The 12,965-nt window shown below is 55.9% G+C and carries 13 protein-coding genes; 8 read left to right on the top strand and 5 right to left on the bottom strand.

Features of this window, described 5'->3' with window-relative positions; all coding sequences use genetic code 11:
* Positions 1-42: 42 nt before the first annotated feature.
* Entirely contained in the window at positions 43-651 is a 609-nt protein-coding gene (locus JY391_RS00720; protein WP_211935085.1) for a glutathione S-transferase, read from the bottom strand.
* A gap of 652 nt (positions 652-1,303) precedes the next feature.
* Between JY391_RS00720 and mtlA the strand changes: the two genes are divergently transcribed.
* The 3 genes from mtlA (at position 1,304) to mtlR (ending at position 5,083) form a co-directional block, all read left to right on the top strand.
* A complete protein-coding gene (gene mtlA, locus JY391_RS00715) occupies positions 1,304-3,217 on the top strand; it encodes a PTS mannitol transporter subunit IICBA (protein WP_060570247.1) in 1,914 nt (637 codons plus the stop codon).
* 130 nt (positions 3,218-3,347) lie between these two features.
* Positions 3,348-4,496: a mannitol-1-phosphate 5-dehydrogenase gene (gene mtlD / locus JY391_RS00710; RefSeq protein ID WP_199957450.1), complete on the top strand. Its 1,149-nt coding sequence runs from the start codon at positions 3,348-3,350 to the stop codon at positions 4,494-4,496.
* Positions 4,493-5,083 (top strand): mannitol operon repressor MtlR, encoded by a 591-nt coding sequence (gene mtlR / locus JY391_RS00705; protein WP_211935084.1) that lies wholly within the window; start codon positions 4,493-4,495, stop codon positions 5,081-5,083. The genes mtlD and mtlR overlap by 4 nt, the downstream gene beginning before the upstream one ends.
* Positions 5,084-5,094: 11 nt before the next feature.
* Here the strand turns inward: mtlR and JY391_RS00700 are convergent, their stop codons facing one another.
* A complete protein-coding gene (locus tag JY391_RS00700) occupies positions 5,095-5,304 on the bottom strand; it encodes a hypothetical protein (protein ID WP_042286912.1) in 210 nt (69 codons plus the stop codon).
* Between the two features lie 288 nt (positions 5,305-5,592).
* Here JY391_RS00700 and JY391_RS00695 point away from each other — a divergent pair, with 288 nt between their 5' ends.
* The 5 genes from JY391_RS00695 to trmL all read left to right on the top strand — a co-directional run bounded on the left by JY391_RS00695 (position 5,593) and on the right by trmL (position 10,340).
* A complete protein-coding gene (locus JY391_RS00695; protein WP_211935083.1) occupies positions 5,593-5,955 on the top strand; it encodes a YibL family ribosome-associated protein in 363 nt (120 codons plus the stop codon).
* Between the two features lie 255 nt (positions 5,956-6,210).
* A complete protein-coding gene (gene lldP, locus JY391_RS00690; RefSeq protein ID WP_211935082.1) occupies positions 6,211-7,866 on the top strand; it encodes an L-lactate permease in 1,656 nt (551 codons plus the stop codon).
* The gene (gene lldR / locus JY391_RS00685; RefSeq protein WP_211935081.1) at positions 7,863-8,639 is read left to right on the top strand and encodes a transcriptional regulator LldR; all 777 of its coding nucleotides are present in this window, start codon (positions 7,863-7,865) and stop codon (positions 8,637-8,639) included. Before lldP ends, lldR begins: the two co-directional genes overlap by 4 nt.
* Entirely contained in the window at positions 8,636-9,823 is a 1,188-nt protein-coding gene (lldD, locus tag JY391_RS00680) for an FMN-dependent L-lactate dehydrogenase LldD (RefSeq protein ID WP_205612616.1), read from the top strand. The genes lldR and lldD overlap by 4 nt, the downstream gene beginning before the upstream one ends.
* Positions 9,824-9,866: 43 nt before the next feature.
* The gene (trmL, locus tag JY391_RS00675) at positions 9,867-10,340 is read left to right on the top strand and encodes a tRNA (uridine(34)/cytosine(34)/5-carboxymethylaminomethyluridine(34)-2'-O)-methyltransferase TrmL (protein WP_211935080.1); all 474 of its coding nucleotides are present in this window, start codon (positions 9,867-9,869) and stop codon (positions 10,338-10,340) included.
* 186 nt (positions 10,341-10,526) lie between these two features.
* Here the strand turns inward: trmL and cysE are convergent, their stop codons facing one another.
* From cysE to secB, 3 genes are all read right to left on the bottom strand, one after another.
* Entirely contained in the window at positions 10,527-11,348 is an 822-nt protein-coding gene (gene cysE / locus JY391_RS00670) for a serine O-acetyltransferase (RefSeq protein WP_042286927.1), read from the bottom strand.
* Between the two features lie 78 nt (positions 11,349-11,426).
* On the bottom strand, positions 11,427-12,446 hold the full coding sequence (gene gpsA / locus JY391_RS00665; protein WP_205612618.1) for an NAD(P)H-dependent glycerol-3-phosphate dehydrogenase: 1,020 nt from the start codon (positions 12,444-12,446) through the stop codon (positions 11,427-11,429).
* Entirely contained in the window at positions 12,446-12,913 is a 468-nt protein-coding gene (secB, locus tag JY391_RS00660; RefSeq protein ID WP_003024155.1) for a protein-export chaperone SecB, read from the bottom strand. Before secB ends, gpsA begins: the two co-directional genes overlap by 1 nt.
* Positions 12,914-12,965 lie beyond the last annotated feature (52 nt).

Here is a 12,965-nt window from a genome sequence, read left to right as displayed (position 1 = left end):
GGGGATTGTAACGTGAGATGGCTCAGGCGGACATAATACGTATCAAGCCTTTGGCGGTTCCGTGCGGGCAAAACTTTCGCGGCTAAACAGGGTTTCCACCAGTTTTACCAGGTTAGGACGGTCCACGCACCAGCCCGGCGACACGCGACGGAAGTTGAGATAGCCCACGGCGCAAGCAATCGCGATAGTCGCCAGATTCACCGTATCGGGTTTAATGGTTCCGTCCACCAGATAGCCTTCCAGCGCATCCAGACTGCGGGTGATTTTTTCACGCTGACGCAGAAGCTCATTTTCCGACTGCTGCGCCGCCGGTCGCGCCTGTTCACGCACCGACACCAGGCCAGCATCCATAATACCGTCAGCCAGGGCTTCAAGCTGGCGCACCTTCAGCGACGCCAGCGGCTCGCGCGGTATCATCGCCGGGGCGATGTCCAGCAGTTCGATATATTCGGCAATGATTGGCGAATCAAACCAGTATTCTCCATCATCGGTCACCAGCGCCGGGACTTTCCCCAATGGATTATACTGCGCCACGCCGTTTTCCACGTTGTACGGCAGTTCGTTAACAAATTCGAAGGTGATGCCCTTTTCCAGCAGCAGAATCGAGATTTTGCGTACAAACGGGCTGGTGTAGCTACCTATGAGTTTCATACCGGGTCCTTTATGCCAACGTAGGGGGAAGACAATGCGCCAAAGAATAATCAACAGTATTCAGTATGGCTCAGATGCGTGCAAAGAGAATGAAAGTTAGCAGACTGCCAACGAAACACCGCACTGTTGTGCTGAAAATGAGAGATATGTTTTATGCGATATACGCCTGTTACGACAAGGAAAATAAAAAAGACGTTTTCATTGCTATCAGCCTCATGAGGAACAATGCATGTTCTATAAGGTATCAAGGGCAAATGCAGTTAATAACTCAATGGCGCGGCAAACGCAGAACCTGCGCTACATCACATCAGGGCAAATTCGACTGAAAATTTATTGTGATTTAAATCACAAATATTCAACAAACCGATAAAACAAAAACGTGAAACAAATCACATTTTTGTGCCATTAATGGTTTAAAAATCCACTTTGATGTTTTTACATACAACCAATTCGTGATGCAAATCACATTAAATACCTCCCTACCCCCTATATTTATGTGATTCACATCACACAAAAGGACGCAGACTGGACAGCTGATCGATTCAGTGCCAGATTTCGCAGTATCTACAGGGTCCGGCTACCTCTGCCGCCACATTAACAAAACCTCGGGCTTCCGGCCTGCGCGACAGCAAACATAAGAAGGGGTGTTTTTATGTCATCCGATATTAAGATCAAAGTGCAAAGCTTTGGTCGATTCCTCAGCAATATGGTGATGCCAAATATCGGCGCGTTTATCGCGTGGGGTATTATCACCGCATTATTTATTCCGACAGGGTGGTTGCCAAACGAAACGCTGGCGAAGCTGGTCGGCCCGATGATTACCTATCTCCTGCCACTGCTGATCGGTTATACCGGCGGTAAACTGGTGGGCGGCGAGCGCGGCGGCGTGGTCGGGGCGATCACCACCATGGGCGTGATCGTCGGCGCAGACATGCCGATGTTCCTCGGCTCCATGATTGCAGGTCCGCTGGGCGGCTACTGCATCAAGAAATTCGACAACTGGGTAGACGGTAAGATCAAGTCCGGTTTTGAAATGCTGGTGAATAACTTCTCCGCTGGCATCATCGGGATGATCCTCGCGATTCTGGCGTTCCTCGGTATTGGTCCGCTGGTGGAAGGTTTGTCAAAAATTCTGGCGGCGGGCGTCAACTTCATGGTTGTCCATGACATGCTGCCGCTGGCGTCCATCTTTGTTGAACCAGCGAAAATCCTGTTCCTCAACAACGCCATCAACCACGGTATCTTCTCGCCGCTGGGTATTCAGCAGTCGCACGAGATGGGCAAATCCATCTTCTTCCTGATTGAAGCCAACCCGGGCCCGGGGATGGGCGTGCTGCTGGCGTACATGTTCTTTGGTCGTGGCAGTGCAAAACAGTCTGCGGGCGGTGCGGCTATCATCCACTTCCTGGGCGGGATCCACGAAATTTACTTCCCTTACGTGCTGATGAACCCACGTCTGATTCTGGCCGTTATCCTCGGCGGCATGACCGGCGTGTTCACCCTGACGCTGCTGAACGGCGGTCTGGTGTCTCCGGCGTCTCCGGGTTCTATCCTGGCGGTGCTGGCGATGACGCCAAAAGGCGCCTACTTCGCTAACATCGCGGCAATCTGTGCGGCCATGGCGGTCTCCTTCGTGGTCTCGGCGATTCTGCTGAAAACCAGCAAGGTGAAAGAAGAAGACGACATTGAAGCGGCCACCCGTCGTATGCAGGACATGAAAGCAGAATCCAAAGGCGGCACGCCGCTGTCTGCGGGCGATGTCACCAACGACCTGAGCCATGTGCGTAAAATCATCGTAGCCTGCGACGCCGGTATGGGCTCCAGCGCGATGGGCGCAGGCGTGTTGCGTAAGAAAGTACAGGATGCCGGTCTGTCTCAGATTTCAGTGACCAACAGCGCCATCAATAACTTGCCGCCGGATGTTGACCTGGTCATCACCCACCGCGATCTCACCGAGCGCGCAATGCGTCAGGTTCCACAGGCACAGCATATTTCGCTGACCAATTTCCTCGACAGCGGTCTGTACGCCAGCCTGACCGAACGTCTGGTTGCGGCGCAGCGTCACACAGACAATGAAGAGAAAGTGCGTACCAGCCTGCAGGACAGCTTTGACGAAAGTAACGCTCATCTGTTCAAACTGAGCGCGGAGAACATCTTCCTCGGCCGTACCGCGGCCACCAAAGAAGAAGCCATTCGCTTTGCCGGTGAACAACTGGTTAAAGGCGGCTACGTTGAGCCGGAATACGTTGACGCGATGTTGGCGCGTGAAAAATTGACCCCGACCTATCTGGGCGAATCCATTGCGGTTCCGCACGGTACGGTGGAAGCCAAAGATCGCGTACTGAAAACCGGTGTCGTGTTCTGCCAGTATCCGCAAGGCGTTCGCTTCGGTGAAGAAGAGGATGATATCGCCCGTCTGGTTATTGGTATCGCCGCACGCAATAACGAGCACATCCAGGTGATCACCAGCCTGACCAACGCGCTGGATGATGAAACCGTTATCGAACGTCTGGCTAACACCACCAGCGTCGAAGAAGTGCTTGAGCTGCTGGCAGGTCGTAAGTAAGTGCATTTGCCCGGTAGTGCTTGCGTTTGCCGGGCCCCTATTTTCCTCTCCTGTAAGGGAGAGGGTTTGGGTGAGGAACCGCTTTTCACCCCAGCCCTCTTGGGTAAAAACATTAACGAAGGTTACTACTATGAAAGCATTACATTTTGGCGCAGGTAATATCGGACGTGGCTTTATCGGCAAATTGCTGGCAGACGCGGGGATACAACTGACATTCGCTGATGTAAATCAGGTCGTGCTCGACGCCCTGAACGCCCGTCATAGCTATCAGGTGCACGTGGTGGGTGAAAATGAGCAGGTGGATACCGTTACCGGCGTTGATGCGGTAAGCAGCATCGGCGACGACGTGGTTAAGCTGATCGCCCAAGTGGATCTGGTGACCACTGCCGTTGGTCCGGTCGTGCTTGAGCGCATCGCGCCTGCCATCGCAAAAGGGCTGGCGCAGCGCAAAGCGCAGGGTATCGACACCCCCCTGAACATCATCGCCTGTGAAAACATGGTCCGTGGCACCACGCAGCTGAAAGGCCATGTCATGAACGCGCTGGCGGAAGATGACAAGGCATGGGTGGAGGCGCACGTCGGCTTCGTCGACTCCGCTGTGGATCGTATTGTTCCCCCTTCCGCCTCCGCTACGCACGATCCGCTGGAAGTGACCGTTGAAACGTTCAGCGAGTGGATTGTCGACAAAACGCAGTTTAAAGGCGCGCTGCCGGACATCCCGGGAATGGAATTAACTGATAACCTGATGGCATTTGTCGAACGTAAACTCTTCACGCTGAACACCGGGCATGCTATAACCGCCTACCTCGGAAAATTGACCGGCCATCAGACTATCCGCGACGCGATCCTCGACGAGAAAATCCGCGCGGTGGTAAAAGGGGCGATGGAGGAGAGCGGCGCGGTGCTGATCAAACGCTACGGTTTTGATGCAGACAAGCACGCGGCGTATATCCAGAAAATTCTTGGCCGTTTCGAAAACCCGTACCTGAAAGACGACGTTGAGCGCGTTGGCCGTCAGCCGCTGCGGAAACTGAGCGCCGGTGATCGGTTGATCAAACCACTGCTGGGCACGCTGGAATATGGCCTGCCGCATCTGAACCTGGTGAAAGGCATTGCCGCGGCGATGCATTTCCGTAGCGAAGACGATCCGCAGGCGCAGGAACTGGCGGCGCTGATTGCCGACAAAGGCCCGCAGGCCGCTCTGGCGCAGGTTTCCGGACTGGATGCCAGCAGCGAAGTCGTGGCCGAGGCCGTAAACGCGTATAACGCGATCAAATGATGCAAAATACGGCGCAGGCGAACCTGCGCCCGAATGAAAGATTGTCAGATATGCAGGCAATAATGGAAGAAACCCAGGCCTTTGAAAACCGTGTGCTTGAGCGTCTGAATGCTGGCAAAACCGTACGAAGTTTCCTGATCACCGCCGTCGAGTTACTCACCGAGGCGGTGAACATTCTGGTGCTTCAGGTGTTTCGCAAAGACGACTACGCGGTGAAATACGCAGTAGAACCGTTACTCGACGGCGACGGACCGCTGGGCGATCTGTCGGTGCGCCTGAAACTTATCTATGGCCTCGGCGTGCTGAGTCGTCCAGAGTATGAGGATGCGGAGCTATTGATGGCGCTGCGTGAAGAGATGAACCATGATGGCAATGAGTACGCGTTTACCGACGATGAAATTCTCGGACCGTTCGGCGAACTTCACTGCGTGACGGCGCTACCGCCGCCGCCGCAGTTTGATGCCTCCGACCCGGCGCTGTACGCCATGCAAAGCCAGCGCTACCAGCAAGCGGTACGCTCGACAATGGTGCTTTCCCTGACTGAGCTGATTTCTAAAATCAGCTTAAAAAAAGCCTTCCAGAAATAGGCCCGGTTGTCTCACACCTTATCTTCCAGCTTTGGCTGATACAGCTGCCGATAATATTCCAGCCGGTCGAGATACATCTTCGCATGCTCCAGCGGGATATCATTCGGGACCGTATCGCGCGCAGGCGTTTTATTCAGGTATTCCCGGAACGCCTGACTTGAGGCCATAAAATCAATCGCTTTATCAATCAGATGTGGAACATTTTCACCCATTTTCGCCATGAGAAGTCCTCCCTCTGTCAACGCTGTAAACAAACGCAGCCGCCAATTTTAGTTTAGGATCAGAAACGCGAACGGGTTGAGGAAAACGTGCTTAAACATGATCCTGCGCAGAAAATGGCGAGCCTGACTCTTTTCCTGGCAAAAAGCCTTTTTTATCAGCCAGGTAACTATGATGTCTGCGCGGCCATTCTTATCCGTTTTGATTATTTTTTAGCGATTGATTGTGAAGAAACCCGCTCAGCGCGCATACTATAGGGCATTCCCTTTATTTCTATCAGAAGCCATACCATGAAAGAAGTCGAAAAAAACGAAATTAAACGCCTGAGCGATCGCCTTGATGCTGTTCGCCACCAGCAGGCTGAACTGTCGCTGATCGAGGCCGCCGACAAGTACGCGGAGCTGGAAAAAGAGAAAACCACGCTCGAAACGGAGATCGCCCGCCTGCGCGAAGTGCACAGCCAGAAACTGAGCAAAGAAGCGCAAAAGCTGATGAACATGCCGTTCCGCCGCGCAATCAGTAAAAAAGAGCAGGCCGATATGGGCAAGCTGAAAAAAAGCGTGCGTGGTCTGGTGGTCGTACATCCAATGACCGCCCTGGGCCGTGAAATGGGTTTGGAAGAAATGACCGGCTTTTCAAAGACTGAATTCTAAATGCGTTACGGGTGGCGCTTCGCCGCCCTGATCCACGCGTAAATTGGCCCTACCAATCCCCCTCCTTTGCGTCCACTGGTTCACACTTCGCTGATTTAGCCTTACACTATCGTTGCCAATACATAACATTTGGTTAACCATTTGTTGTCATTATCCCTACACAACAATATTGGCAGGGCCACTTTTACACATAATGTGACGTCGAGATGAGCACAGACTCATAGCATTATGCGCGTGGCCCTCAGGAGACCTGCAATGAATCTCTGGCAACAAAACTACGATCCGGCCGGGAATATCTGGCTGTCCAGCCTGATCGCATCGCTCCCGATTCTGTTTTTCTTCTTCGCGCTGATCAAGCTCAAGCTGAAAGGCTATGTTGCCGCCTCGTGGACGGTGGTTATCGCGCTGGCTGTGGCGCTGCTGTTTTACAAAATGCCGGTCGATCGCGCGCTGGCTTCGGTGGTGTATGGTTTCTTCTATGGTTTGTGGCCGATTGCCTGGATCATTATCGCCGCCGTGTTTGTCTACAAAATCTCGGTGAAAACCGGGCAGTTCGACATTATCCGCTCGTCGATTCTGTCGATTACCCCTGACCAGCGCCTGCAAATGCTGATCGTCGGCTTCTCCTTTGGCGCGTTTCTGGAGGGGGCTGCGGGGTTCGGCGCCCCGGTGGCGATTACCGCCGCCTTGCTGGTTGGACTGGGCTTTAATCCGCTTTACGCCGCCGGGCTTTGCCTGATCGTCAACACTGCGCCAGTGGCGTTTGGCGCAATGGGGATCCCGATTCTGGTTGCCGGGCAGGTAACCGGACTGGACAGTTTTGAGATCGGCCAGATGGTGGGCCGCCAGCTGCCGTTCCTGACCATCATCGTACTGTTCTGGATCATGGCGATTATGGACGGCTGGCGCGGCATTAAAGAGACCTGGCCCGCGGTGATGGTAGCGGGCGGCTCGTTCGCGATTGCTCAATACCTCAGCTCCAACTTTATCGGTCCGGAGTTGCCGGACATCATTTCCTCACTGGTGTCGCTGGTCTGCCTGACGCTGTTCCTGAAACGCTGGCAGCCGGTGCGTATTTTCCGCTTTGCGGATATGGGGGCTTCCCATGTGGATCAGACGCTGGCGCGCACTGGCTACACCGCCGGGCAGATTGTTCGCGCGTGGTCGCCGTTCCTGTTCCTGACCGCCACCGTGACGCTGTGGAGCGTACCGCCGTTTAAAGCACTGTTCGCCCCAGGCGGCGCGCTGTACGACTGGGTGATTAACATCCCGGTTCCGTTCCTCGACAAGCTGATTGCCCGCATGCCGCCGGTAGTCAACGAAGCAACCGCCTATGCCGCCGTGTATAAATTCGACTGGTTCTCAGCGACCGGTACCGCCATTCTGTTCGCCGCGCTGCTGTCCATCGTCTGGCTAAAGATGAAGCCTTCCGCCGCCATCCAGACCTTTGGCAGCACCGTGAAGGAGCTGGCGCTGCCTATCTACTCCATCGGGATGGTGCTGGCGTTCGCGTTTATCTCTAACTATTCCGGTCTTTCGTCAACGCTGGCATTAGCGCTGGCGCATACCGGCAGCGCCTTCACCTTCTTCTCGCCGTTCCTCGGCTGGCTGGGCGTGTTCCTCACCGGCTCAGATACCTCATCGAATGCGCTGTTTGCCGCGCTGCAGGCTACGGCCGCCCAGCAAATTGGCGTGTCGGATGTGCTGATGGTCGCTGCAAACACCACCGGCGGGGTCACCGGCAAGATGATTTCGCCACAGTCCATTGCTATCGCCTGCGCGGCGGTAGGACTGGTCGGTAAAGAGTCGGATTTGTTCCGTTTCACCGTCAAACACAGCCTGATCTTCACCTGCATGGTGGGCGTGATCACCACGCTTCAGGCGTATGTCTTAACCTGGATGATCCCGTGATTGTGATGCCAAAACGCCTGTGCGACGAGATAGCCTCTCGTGTGCGGGCGCTGATTGAAGAACAGCAGCTGGAGGCGGGTATGAAGCTGCCCGCCGAACGCCAGCTTGCCCAGCAGCTTGGCGTGTCGCGCAACTCTTTGCGCGAAGCGCTGGCGAAATTAGTGAGCGAAGGCGTCCTGCTCAGCCGTCGCGGCGGAGGGACGTTTGTCCGCTGGCAGCATGAAGAGTGGTCTGAGCAAAACATCGTACAGCCGCTCAAAACGCTGATGGCCGACGACCCGGACTACAGCTTCGACATTCTGGAAGCCCGCCACGCCATCGAAGCCAGCACCGCCTGGCATGCCGCCCTGCGCGCTACCCAGGCAGATAAAGAAAAAATCAGGCTCTGCTTTGACGCGACCCTCAGCGAAGATCCGGACATCGCCTCTCAGGCCGACGTTCGGTTTCATCTCGCCATCGCCGAGGCGTCACACAATGTGGTGCTGTTGCAGACCATGCGCGGATTCTTCGACGTACTGCACTCGTCGGTAAAACAGAGTCGCCAGCGTATGTACCTTGTCCCGCCGGTCTTTGCAATGCTGACGGAGCAACATCAGGCGATCATGGACGCCATTCTTGCCGGTGACGCCGACGGCGCGCGTAAAGCGATGATGGCGCATCTCAGCTTCGTCCACGCCACCATTAAACAATTTGATGAAGATCAGGCCCGCCAGGCGCGAATCACCCGCCTGCCCGGCGACCACAATGAGCATTCCAGGGAGAACAAAGCATGATTATCTCAGCAGCCAGCGATTATCGCGCCGCAGCCCAGCGCATTCTGCCTCCGTTTCTGTTCCACTACATTGACGGCGGCGCCTATGCGGAATACACCCTGCGCCGCAACGTAGAGGATTTATCGGAAGTGGCGCTGCGTCAGCGCGTTTTGAAAAACATGTCTGACTTAAGCCTGGAAACCACCCTCTTTAAAGAAAAGCTGTCGATGCCGGTGGCGCTGGCGCCGGTTGGCCTCTGCGGCATGTACGCCCGCCGAGGCGAAGTGCAGGCCGCTGCCGCCGCGGATGCGAAGGGGATTCCGTTTACCCTTTCCACCGTGTCCGTTTGCCCAATCGAAGAGGTGGCACCGACCCTTAGCCGTCCGATGTGGTTCCAGCTGTACGTGCTGCGCGACCGCGGTTTTATGCGTAACGCGCTGGAGCGGGCGAAAGCGGCAGGCTGTTCAACGCTGGTCTTTACGGTCGATATGCCAACACCCGGCGCGCGCTACCGCGACGCACATTCGGGCATGAGCGGTCCAAACGCCGCGCTGCGCCGTTACTGGCAGGCGGTGACCCATCCACAATGGGCGTGGGACGTAGGCCTGAACGGTCGTCCGCATGATTTAGGCAACATTTCGACCTATCTTGGCAAACCAACCGGGTTGGAAGATTACATCGGCTGGCTGGCAAATAACTTCGATCCGTCGATTTCGTGGAAAGACCTTGAGTGGATCCGTGACTTCTGGGACGGCCCGATGGTGATCAAAGGGATCCTCGATCCGGAAGACGCTCGTGACGCGGTGCGCTTTGGAGCGGACGGCATTGTGGTGTCTAACCACGGCGGACGCCAGCTCGACGGCGTGCTCTCCTCCGCGCGCGCCCTGCCCGCGATTGCCGACGCGGTAAAAGGCGACATCGCTATTCTGGCCGACAGTGGTATCCGTAACGGGCTGGACGTGGTACGCATGATTGCGCTGGGCGCAGACAGCGTGCTGCTGGGCCGCGCGTATCTTTACGCGCTGGCCACCGCCGGCCAGGCGGGCGTCGCCAACCTGCTGAACCTGATCGAGAAAGAGATGAAAGTCGCGATGACGCTGACCGGCGCGAAATCCATTAGCGAAATCAGCAAAGACTCGCTGGTTCAGGAGATCGGCAACCTTCCCGCGGCGCTGGCCCCCCTCGCGCAGGGTGATGCCGCGTAGTGAACGTGCTATGCTGCCCCGCGCAATTGAAGGGGCAGCAAACATGCTTAATATCGTTTTATTCGAACCAGAAATCCCACCCAATACCGGCAACATCATTCGCCTGTGCGCTAACACGGGCTTTCGTCTGCATATCATTGAGCCGATGGGCTTTACCTGGGACGACAAACGCCTGCGTCGTGCGGGACTGGACTACCATGAATTTGCCGCCGTGGCGCGCCATCGTGATTACGCGGCGTTTCAGGAAGCCGAAAAGCCACTGCGTCTGTTTGCCCTTACCACCAAAGGGACGCCCGCCCACAGCGCGGTGAGTTATCAGGACGGGGATTATTTGATGTTTGGCCCGGAGACGCGCGGCTTACCTGCCAGCATTCTTGACGCCTTGCCTGCGGAGCAAAAAATTCGGATTCCGATGATGCCGGACAGTCGCAGTATGAACCTGTCAAACGCGGTGTCGGTGGTGGTGTACGAGGCGTGGCGACAGTTAGGGTATCCCGGCGCGGTATTGCGTAGTTGAGGGTTGTTGGGTGACGACGCTACGCTTACCCCGCCAACGAATCACGCAGAGACGGGTCATTTTTTTCGGGCGTTATCGACGCCGCCACATTGAACACAGTCTGCACGCAGTCACCGGAGCGTACGCATAGCCCGTGAGGTGGCAAGCACAGCCTGGATTCAGGCTGGCACGTAAGATAGCCCGAAATCAGATTCCGTCGCCGTATTCGAACGTATGATGTATCCCGTTAAAATGCTGATCCATATCCATCGACGGCTTATCACTGTCCGGCTTGCCGACGATGCGCGCTGGCACCCCTGCGGCGGTGGTGTGCGGCGGTACAGGCTGTAACACCACAGAACCCGCGCCGATTTTTGCTCCGCGTCCAACTTCAATATTGCCAAGGATCTTCGCCCCGGCGCCAATCATCACCCCTTCACGGATCTTTGGATGGCGATCGCCGCTGGTTTTGCCGGTGCCGCCAAGGGTGACCGACTGCAGAATCGACACGTCATCTTCAATTACCGCGGTTTCGCCCACCACGATGCCAGTGGCGTGGTCGAGCATGATCCCGCGTCCGATCCGCGCAGCCGGGTGGATATCGACCTGGAACGTCACAGATACCTGATTTTGTAAGAAGATAGCCAGCGCGCGGCGACCTTCGTTCCACAACCAGTGGCCGATGCGATAAGCCTGTAGGGCGTGAAAACCCTTCAGGTATAACAGCGGGGTGGAATATTTATCAACCGCCGGGTCGCGAGTGCGCACCGCCTGAATATCGCAGGCTGCCGAGGCAATCATCTCCGGGTCGGCGGCGTAGGCTTCCTCCACCACTTCCCGAATGGCAATCGCAGGCATAATCGGCGAGGCCAGTTTGTTCGCCAGCATGTAGCTTAGCGCACTGCCCAGGTTTTCATGCTTGAGTAGCGTTGCGTGGTAAAAACTGGCCAGCATTGGCTCGCAATCGGCCAGGGCACGGGCTTCGGCTTTAATATTGTTCCAGACGATATCCAGTTCTTCACACGGCATTGCGAACTCCAGGTAATGAGGCTAACGACCGGCCCGTTCTTCGCGGGCCGGGTCATTGACGAAAACAGATCCTTGCGACTAGTGGCGGCTACGCTCGTCCTTGCGTGCACGGCCTAATAAGGTCAATGCTGCCTCGCGCGCGTTTTTTCCGCAATATAATACTTGATAAATTTCCTCGGTTATTGGCATTTCGACACCAAAACGGTGCGCCAACTCGCGGACTTCTTTCGTATTGCGGTAGCCTTCCACCACCTGTCCAATCTTGTCCTGCGCGCCTTGCACATCCATACCCTGACCGAGCATCATGCCAAAGCGGCGGTTACGCGACTGATTGTCAGTACAGGTCAGCACCAGATCGCCCAGTCCCGCCATCCCCATAAAGGTGGCCGGATCGGCGCCCAGCGCCGCGCCCAGACGCGACATTTCCGCCAGTCCACGCGTGATAAGCGCGGTGCGTGCGTTAGCGCCAAAGCCGATGCCGTCTGACATCCCGGCGCCAATCGCAATCACATTTTTCACCGCGCCGCCAAGTTGAACGCCAATGAAGTCCGGATTGCTGTAGACGCGGAAACTTTTGCCGCAGTGAAGCAGCTGCTGAAGGTCGTCGGCGAAGGTGTCGTCAGTTGACGCCAGCGAGATGGCCGTCGGTAATCCCGCCGCCAACTCTTTCGCAAAGGTCGGACCGGAGATGACCGCCAGCGGAATTTGATCGCCCAGCGCCTCGCGCGCAACGTCCTGCAACAGGCGTCCCGTCTCGGCTTCAAGCCCTTTTGTCGCCCAGACCAGCCGCGCGTCAGCACGCAGCAACGGTTTGATTTGTCGCAGCACTTCCCCAAACACATGGCTTGGCACCACCACCAGAATATCGCGGCTCGCCGCCAGCGCGGTGGCTAAGTCGCTTTCGAGATGGAGCGTATCGGGAAAAGGCACGTCAGGAAGAAACGCGACGTTACAGCGATCGCGCTCAAGCGTCGCAATATGTTGCGGATCGTGGCCCCACAGGACAACCGGGTGGCCGTTTCTCGCCAGGGTGATGGCGAGAGCGGTGCCGTACGAGCCGGCACCAATCACTGTCATTGAAGCATTACGTGGGTTCATCAGGCATCCTGATGTTCTTCAGTACCTTCGCCAGCCTGCTGCTGTAAATAGTTCATGAACAGCGCATCGAAGTTAACCGGCGCAAGGTTCAGCTGCGGGAACGTACCGCGTGAAACCAGGCTGGTGATGCATTCGCGGGCATACGGGAACAGAATGTTCGGGCAGTATGCGCCCAGGCAATGCGCCATCTGGGTGCCTTCAATACCGCTAATGGAGAAAATACCGCCCTGCTGAACTTCGCACAGGAACGCCGTTTCTTCACCCAGGGAAGCGGTTACGGTGACACGCAGTACAACTTCGTACACATCATCTGCCAGTTGGGTAGATGCGGTATCAAGATCAAGTTTAACCTCTGGCTGCCAGTCTTTCTGGAAAACATGCGGCGCATTTGGCGCTTCGAAAGAGACATCTTTGGTGTAAATACGTTGGATCTGGAAAGCCATTTCGGTGTTATTTTGTTCTGACATGTGTAGAAAACCCTTTTAGTGTTGTCCTTAAAATACAGCCTAAGTCTGTGAT

The organism is Citrobacter sedlakii (genome assembly GCF_018128425.1).
Lineage (GTDB): Bacteria > Pseudomonadota > Gammaproteobacteria > Enterobacterales > Enterobacteriaceae > Citrobacter_A > Citrobacter_A sedlakii.
Note: the sequence above shows the minus strand (reverse complement) of the source record. Positions and strands in the feature narration are given on the sequence as shown.

Coding starts and splice junctions, on each gene's coding strand:
- lldP (WP_211935082.1), top strand. CDS start 6,211: ATGAATCTCTGGCAACAAAACTACGATCCGGCCGGGAATATCTGGCTG.
- mtlA (WP_060570247.1), top strand. CDS start 1,304: ATGTCATCCGATATTAAGATCAAAGTGCAAAGCTTTGGTCGATTCCTC.
- gpsA (WP_205612618.1), bottom strand. CDS start 12,446: ATGAACCCACGTAATGCTTCAATGACAGTGATTGGTGCCGGCTCGTAC.
- secB (WP_003024155.1), bottom strand. CDS start 12,913: ATGTCAGAACAAAATAACACCGAAATGGCTTTCCAGATCCAACGTATT.
- mtlD (WP_199957450.1), top strand. CDS start 3,348: ATGAAAGCATTACATTTTGGCGCAGGTAATATCGGACGTGGCTTTATC.
- mtlR (WP_211935084.1), top strand. CDS start 4,493: ATGATGCAAAATACGGCGCAGGCGAACCTGCGCCCGAATGAAAGATTG.
- JY391_RS00700 (WP_042286912.1), bottom strand. CDS start 5,304: ATGGCGAAAATGGGTGAAAATGTTCCACATCTGATTGATAAAGCGATT.
- trmL (WP_211935080.1), top strand. CDS start 9,867: ATGCTTAATATCGTTTTATTCGAACCAGAAATCCCACCCAATACCGGC.
- JY391_RS00695 (WP_211935083.1), top strand. CDS start 5,593: ATGAAAGAAGTCGAAAAAAACGAAATTAAACGCCTGAGCGATCGCCTT.
- lldD (WP_205612616.1), top strand. CDS start 8,636: ATGATTATCTCAGCAGCCAGCGATTATCGCGCCGCAGCCCAGCGCATT.
- cysE (WP_042286927.1), bottom strand. CDS start 11,348: ATGCCGTGTGAAGAACTGGATATCGTCTGGAACAATATTAAAGCCGAA.
- JY391_RS00720 (WP_211935085.1), bottom strand. CDS start 651: ATGAAACTCATAGGTAGCTACACCAGCCCGTTTGTACGCAAAATCTCG.